5 protein-coding genes and 1 pseudogene are annotated in these 6,398 nt (G+C 58.1%); 1 reads left to right on the top strand and 5 read right to left on the bottom strand.

Translation table 11 applies throughout. The annotated features are described in order from the left end of the window. Window positions 1-109: 109 nt before the first annotated feature. From ABH944_RS40865 to ABH944_RS40845, 5 genes and pseudogenes are all read right to left on the bottom strand, one after another. Window positions 110-1,134: pseudogene (locus tag ABH944_RS40865) on the bottom strand (IS110 family RNA-guided transposase). Between the two features lie 184 nt (window positions 1,135-1,318). Beyond that, entirely contained in the window at window positions 1,319-2,440 is a 1,122-nt protein-coding gene (locus ABH944_RS40860; protein ID WP_404614480.1) for a porin, read from the bottom strand. 71 nt (window positions 2,441-2,511) lie between these two features. Continuing rightward, complete coding sequence (locus ABH944_RS40855; protein ID WP_404614478.1) at window positions 2,512-3,837, bottom strand: MFS transporter; 1,326 nt, start codon at window positions 3,835-3,837, stop codon at window positions 2,512-2,514. A 101-nt stretch (window positions 3,838-3,938) separates the two neighbouring features. Continuing rightward, window positions 3,939-4,415 (bottom strand): cupin domain-containing protein, encoded by a 477-nt coding sequence (locus tag ABH944_RS40850; protein WP_404614476.1) that lies wholly within the window; start codon window positions 4,413-4,415, stop codon window positions 3,939-3,941. 64 nt (window positions 4,416-4,479) lie between these two features. Next, on the bottom strand, window positions 4,480-5,334 hold the full coding sequence (locus ABH944_RS40845) for a fumarylacetoacetate hydrolase family protein (protein ID WP_404614491.1): 855 nt from the start codon (window positions 5,332-5,334) through the stop codon (window positions 4,480-4,482). Window positions 5,335-5,574: 240 nt separating this feature from the next. Between ABH944_RS40845 and ABH944_RS40840 the strand changes: the two genes are divergently transcribed. Further along, the gene (locus ABH944_RS40840) at window positions 5,575-6,228 is read left to right on the top strand and encodes a GntR family transcriptional regulator (RefSeq protein WP_404614474.1); all 654 of its coding nucleotides are present in this window, start codon (window positions 5,575-5,577) and stop codon (window positions 6,226-6,228) included. Window positions 6,229-6,398: the final 170 nt, after the last annotated feature.

Below are 6,398 nucleotides of genomic sequence, written 5' to 3'. Positions count from 1 at the left end.
ATTCGCGTTGAAATTTCGCAATGCAGAAAATTGCGCAGCGGTAGCCGCACAGAGCGAAAGGCGTCGCTTCAGGAGAGGTGTATTTCCGCAGCCTGCTAGGAGATGCCGGTCACACAACGGAGGCAGTCACCTGTTCTTCAAACACTGTGTTGTGGCTCACGATTGCCCACGCTATTCGTGCAAACTTGCTGGCCAACGCACACGCAACCACGCAGGAATGTCGCCGCGCGAGCATCGCCCGGGTCCAATCTGCCATGGGTCCGGAATGTTTACCCAGCCGAAGCATGAATGCCCGGGCACACTGGACCAACAGGTGGCGGATATTCTTGTCGCCTCGCTTGGAAATCCCGAGCAGGGTCGATCTACCGCCTGTACTGTATTGCCTTGGGACCAGCCCCACTGCGGCGGCGAAGTCTCGGCTGCATCGGTACTGCTTCCCGTCGCCGAGCTCCGAGGCGAGAAGACTAGCGGTGATGGGGCCAACACCAGGAATCGTCAACAAGCGTTGCCCGAGGGCGTCGTCGGAAAGCTGCCGCTGGAGCTCTTTTCGATATCACCGATTTGCTCGGTAAGATATTTAAAGTGCGCATGTAAGCGTTCAAGAATTGCTACGAGGCGCGGCGGTAATTCGTGCTCGGCGAGCACCAAAGATAGGCGCTTCACAACGGCGTGTCCCGTGGGCAAGCTGATACCGAATTCGAGTAAAAACCCATGCATCTGATTGGTAGCGCATACCCGATCGCGCACCAGGGTCTGGCGCACCCGGTGCAGTGCTGAAAGTGTTTGCTGGGATACGGTCTTCGGTGTCACGAACCGCATCGACGGCCGCGAAGCAGCCTCACAAATGGCTTCAGCATCAATGAAATCATTCTTCTTACTCTTGACGAAAGGGCGCACGAATTGTGGAGAGATTAGCTTGACCGCATGTCCAAAATCTCTAAGCTTTCGCGCCATCCAATGAGCGCCAGCGCAGGCCTCCATCACGACAGTGCAGCCGTGAAAGGTGGCGAAGAACTCAAGCAACTGCTTGCGCGAGAGCTTTTTCCGAAACACCGCTTTGCCGGTTCTGTCCTGCCCATGAACGTGAAATGAGTGTTTCCCCAGATCAATCCCGACTAACGTGACGTTTTGCATGGCATGGCCTCCGCTGGAAAGTTTCAGCAGCCTACTCGCTGAGAGGTGGGGGTGACCATCCCATTACAGCATGTCCATGAAGTTAACAGCCCCCTTCACGTCTTTTTGAAACCGTCTCTTATAGCGCATCTGCATCACCACTCCCTTCTTGAGGAACACCGTGCCCCGCTCGGGTATGGGAGACTCAAAACTGATGCCGAATACCGATTTGTGCGCCCAACTCATTGTGGCCACTGTCCGGTGTCAGCAACGAGCCGAGCGTGATGCTGGCACCGGCCATGCGAAACTGCGCACTGCGAAAATTCTTCAGCGACGAAGCCACAGCGTACAGTTGCGTCCGTTTGGACAGCGAGTAATTCACTATCGCGCCGATCTGCTCGGCATTGTTACCCAGCGATGAATCGTCCTTGATGTACGCATAAGCGGCCCCTGCGCTCAGAGCGGGCGTGATGAGGTAGTCGGCCGATACGCTAAAGGTACTGTGGTAGTTTCCCGGCACGTTTCCCACGGGGCCGACCGACGGATCATATTTGCCTGCAGGATTGGCCAGCGCATTGCCGGTAGTGGCAGAGATGACCTCGTTGGCGCGGAACCAAGCGAGGTAGACTTTCCCCTGGCCGTAGTCATAGCTGGCACCCGCCATGATCTCCTGAACGCGGTGGCTGTTGGTCGCGTTGGCCGCGTTGAGATACGCACCTGCCAGGTAGAGCGGTCCCTGCTGGCTTTGCATGGCCGCCTGGTAGACGGCATTGCCCGCAAGCGCTCCGGGCACGTCTCCCGCCGAATAGTGCAGTTCGATCTGTGTGTTGGCGATCTTCGGCGAAATGTACGAGATGTCGTTGTCGACACGGGAGAGCCAGTTCGCAAAGTCGTTATAGCCTGAGCCATAGGTCGCCGAGCCGAAAGCGTCGAGAACAGTCCCATAGACAAACATCGGTGTATTTTGTCTTCCAAAGCGTACTTCACCGAAGTTACCGGCAAGACCGACCCACGCCTGTCGATCGAACAGGCGAAAGCTGTTTTGCTCTGTTCCCGTGGAGGGATCGAAGCCGTTTTCGAGGTCGAATCGCACGCTGTACCCACTGCCCAGATCCTCAACGCCCCGCAGCCCCCAGCGGCTCGTCATTTCTCCATTGTTGGCGAGCGTGACGAGTTGCGTTGACTTGCCGCCAACCTGGGCCGACTGGTAGCCGACAAACGTATCAAGCACGCCGTAAAGCGTCACTGATGATTGAGCGAAAGCGCCGCCAGAACTCACGCCGCATGCCAGTGCGAAAAGTCTCCTGAGAGTAGAAATGTTTTTCATAATAAGTAGTTCTAATTTTATGGAAAAATCGGTGCAATCACCACGACTACAATGAATTCTGGGTTACCCGGCTAGGCAGCTACGTGGGTTCGAGAACGCCCGGTTGACGGCATGCGCAGCATTGCAAGCGCGCCTACGCATGAAACAGCCGCGAGCACGAACAGGCAATACGACGGTCGGCCCGTGAGTTCCCGTATCCAGCCGATCGTGAACGGGAAGACATAGCCGCCGATATTGCCGATCATCGAGATCAAGCCAATCCCGGCAGCTGCAGCCGTACCTGACAGCAACGTACCAGGGAGGGCGAAGAGGACGGCGTTCGCGCTGATGAGGCCGAAGGCGGCCAGCGTAAGACCGAGCAGTGAAATGGTGGGCATCGTGGCGAAGGTGCCGCTCAGCGCGAGGCCAAACGCGCCGATCAGCGCCGGTCCGGCAACGTGCCAGCGACGTTCGCCGGACCGGTCGGAATGCCGCCCAACCAGTACCATGCCAATGGCAGAGATGCCGAACGGAATGGCGCTGATGAGGCCGGTATTGATCAGTCCCTTCACGCCCAGTTCATGGATGATCTGGGGCAGCCAGAACGCGAGTCCGTATATCCCGCCAATCTGCGTGAAGTTGATGAGTGCAAGACGCCAGACATCGCCGCTGCGCAGTGCGTCGCCGAGTCGGTGCGCATGACCCTGCGCATCCCGGGCTGCCCGCTCGTGCGCCAACGTACCCAGCACGCGCTGGCACTCGTCGGGGCCCAGCCAGCCGGCCTTCGTCGGATTGTCGTCTAGCACACACAGCGTGGCGATACCTGCCAGTACTGCTGGTGCGCCCTCAAGCAGAAACAGCCATTGCCAGCCGTGCAGGGCCCCACGGCCGTCGAGTGTTTGCATGAGCCACCCGGACAGTGGCCCGCCAAGCACACCGGCAAGCGCAATGCCGAGCAGGAACAGACTGACTGCCTGAGCACGCTGGCGAGCGGGGAACCAGTAGGTTAGATAGAGGATCACGCCGGGGAAGAAGCCGGCTTCCGCTGCACCGAGCAATGCGCGCATCACGTAGAACGATAGCGGCGAGTGCACGAACATCATGGCAGCGGACACAATGCCCCACAAAATCATGATCCGTGCAATCCAGAAGCGCGCGCCGACGCGGGCGAGCATCAGGTTACTCGGTACTTCGCACAAGCAATAGGCAAGAAAGAAGATGCCTGCGCCAAATCCGTAGGCTGCGTCGCTGAGTCCGATATCACCCGCCATGCGCAGTTTGGCGAAACCAATGTTGATGCGGTCTACGAATGAAATAACATAAAGCAGGATCAGGAAAGGCAGCAGGCGGCTGGCAATGCGGTTGTACAGCTTCCAGTCCGCATCGCTGGAAAAGCCTGCGCGCGAGAGTAGGTTCAAGGGGGCTCCTCATGTTTTTCGGTGACCACCTCGATTGGCGCGATCGACGAGCCGGCCGGGTGTTCGCGATAGGGTCTGTGCGGTGGGAACAGTCGGCCCGGCTAGCCGGTTGCGTGCAATTCGTCGCCTGCTACGCTGACCGGTTTTGCCGCGATCAATACGAACGCGATCACGCACGGTTCTGTCCCGCGGTTGATCCAGTCGTGGATCGTGCCGCGCTGCACGAGCACGTCTCCCGCCTTCAAGTGGACCTCGGTGCCGTCGAGATCCATGTCGATTTCGCCGGACAGCACGACGGCATAGTCGATCGAATCCGTACGATGGTTGCGTGGTGTCACGCCAGGGGCATATTCGATGACCCGGAACACGGTGCCGTCTGGATGTGCGGTCGCTACCCGGCGCTTGGCGCCGTCTTCCTGTTCGGTGTTGTCCGCCGGAAAGCCTTCGGTGCTCCAGATCACCGACGCAGTGGCGCCTTGGCGAAGTGGCGCAATGTTCGAGACCTGCCCGTCGATCGCAACGCAAGCCTTGCCGTTCGCGTCGTGGCCGGTAACGACGCGTCGAATAGAAAAGCTCATGGTGTCTCCTGTCAAGACAAAGCAATAGATTAAGGCAGAGATTGCCGCCCCATCGTCGGCGGGTTCAGATGACGCCGATCGGGTTGCGCATCGTGCCGATACCACTGACCTCGGTTTCCATCACATCACCCGGCTTCATGAATTCCGGCGGAGTGCGCGCATGGCCGACACCGGGGGGCGTACCTGTCGCTATGACGTCTCCTGGCTCGAGGGTGAGACCAAGTGAGAGTTCGGCAATGATGGTCGGAATATCGAAGTACATGCTCCGAGTATTCGAAGACTGCTTGACCGCTCGATTGACACGGCACGACAGATCTAGGCCGGCTGGATCAAGCGCGTCGCGCGTTACGATCCATGGCCCCATGGGGCATGTGCCATCGAGGCTCTTACCTTTGAACCACTGTTGGCCGTGCCGGCGCTGGATGTCGCGCCAAGTGATGTCGTTGAGGGCTGTATAGCCAAAGACGTGTTCCATCGCACGCTCCTTCGCGATGTCCCGGCCTCCGGTTCCTATCACGACGGCCAACTCCACCTCCCAATCCAGCTGAGCCGAGATGTCAGCAAAGTATGGCACCGTGTCAAAGGGGCCGGTGACGGTCGTAGGTGCCTTCGTGAAGAAGGTCGGGAACGCCGGCATGTCCTTGACGTGCGGGCGAATTTTCTCGCCTTCCGCAAAATGCTCAAGATAGTTCCAGCCTACGCAAAAGACATTTTTGCGCGGGCGAGGAATGGGAGCGTGCAGCGTCGCGGCGTCAAGCGGCAGGTCGTCGGGAGCGCGACGCAAAATATCTTCCAGCACGGCCTGCGCGGGAGCGCCTGCGCTAATCAGCGAGACCATGTCGGTCGGATCGAACGGAAGTGCGATGTGAAGCAGAGCTGAGGCGGAGGCGATATCCACTACACGGTCTTCGTTGCGCATCACGCCCACACGCGAAGACGCTTGGGGGCCAGTGCTAAAGGTAAGTAGTCGCATAAGTCAAGTTCAAGTAAAAAGAAGATGTCTGGTTTGATATATGATCAGTATTAAATTGAAGAATAATATATAAACCTACGTCGGTCATCATAATATTGATTTTTCCGGGTAAACACCGGTATAGTAGATCCTGATCCCCTGAGCAGCGAGTACCTAGTGCCTCTTCAGAGCTATGACGATGCGGAAATGCAGGTTTCACAGACCACCGCGAGCGCCGTCTATCAAAAGCTGCGGCAGGACATCCTGCGCGGACTGCTTAAGCCCGGCGAGCGTTTGCGCGTAAACGAGGTGGCCCAGCGTTACGGTTGTGGCACCATCCCCACCCGCGAAGCATTAAGTCGGCTTTCGGCGGAAGCTCTCGTGCTTTATCTGGAGCAGCGCGGCTTCGCGGTCGCGCCGATCAGTATGGATAGCCTCGCCGACCTCACCCACGCACGTGTGTGGACCGCACAGGCCGCCATGCGCGAGGCAGTACTCAAAGGCGACGCGCAGTGGGAGGAGCGTGTATTGCTAAGTTATCACCGGCTTTCGAAAATATCCCGTTACGAATCGATTGATCCACCAGTGGCCAATCCGGCTTTCGATCAACCGCACCGCGAATTTCACATGCAACTCTTTTCGGGTTGTGGCTCACACTGGATGGTCGATACATGTATGCGACTTTTCGACCACGCCGAGCGATACAGGAGCCTGTCGCGTCAAGTCGCGGTAATGCCTCGCGAGGACGAACACCGGCGGATCGTGGACGCGGTGCTCGAGCGTCGGGTTGACGATGCCGTGTCGCTTATCAGCGAGCACTTCCGTCTTACCGCGAGGATCGTGGGCGATCCCGGGAAATGAGAGGTCCTTCCAAGGAGACTTCATTGGACCGTTAATCTCGTCGAGCATCATTTGCAGGCGGTGTAGACGCTCAGCGCGTTGGGTGAGATTTTTCAGTGGTACTAAAACGTAGTAGTCACGATACGTGAGGTCGCCTCGCAGCTGTGACGTACACGTACAGTGTCGGCGTG

Source organism: Caballeronia udeis, assembly GCF_044909315.1.
GTDB classification, from domain to species: domain Bacteria; phylum Pseudomonadota; class Gammaproteobacteria; order Burkholderiales; family Burkholderiaceae; genus Caballeronia; species Caballeronia udeis_A.
This window is presented reverse-complemented; position numbering and strand designations above follow the sequence as displayed.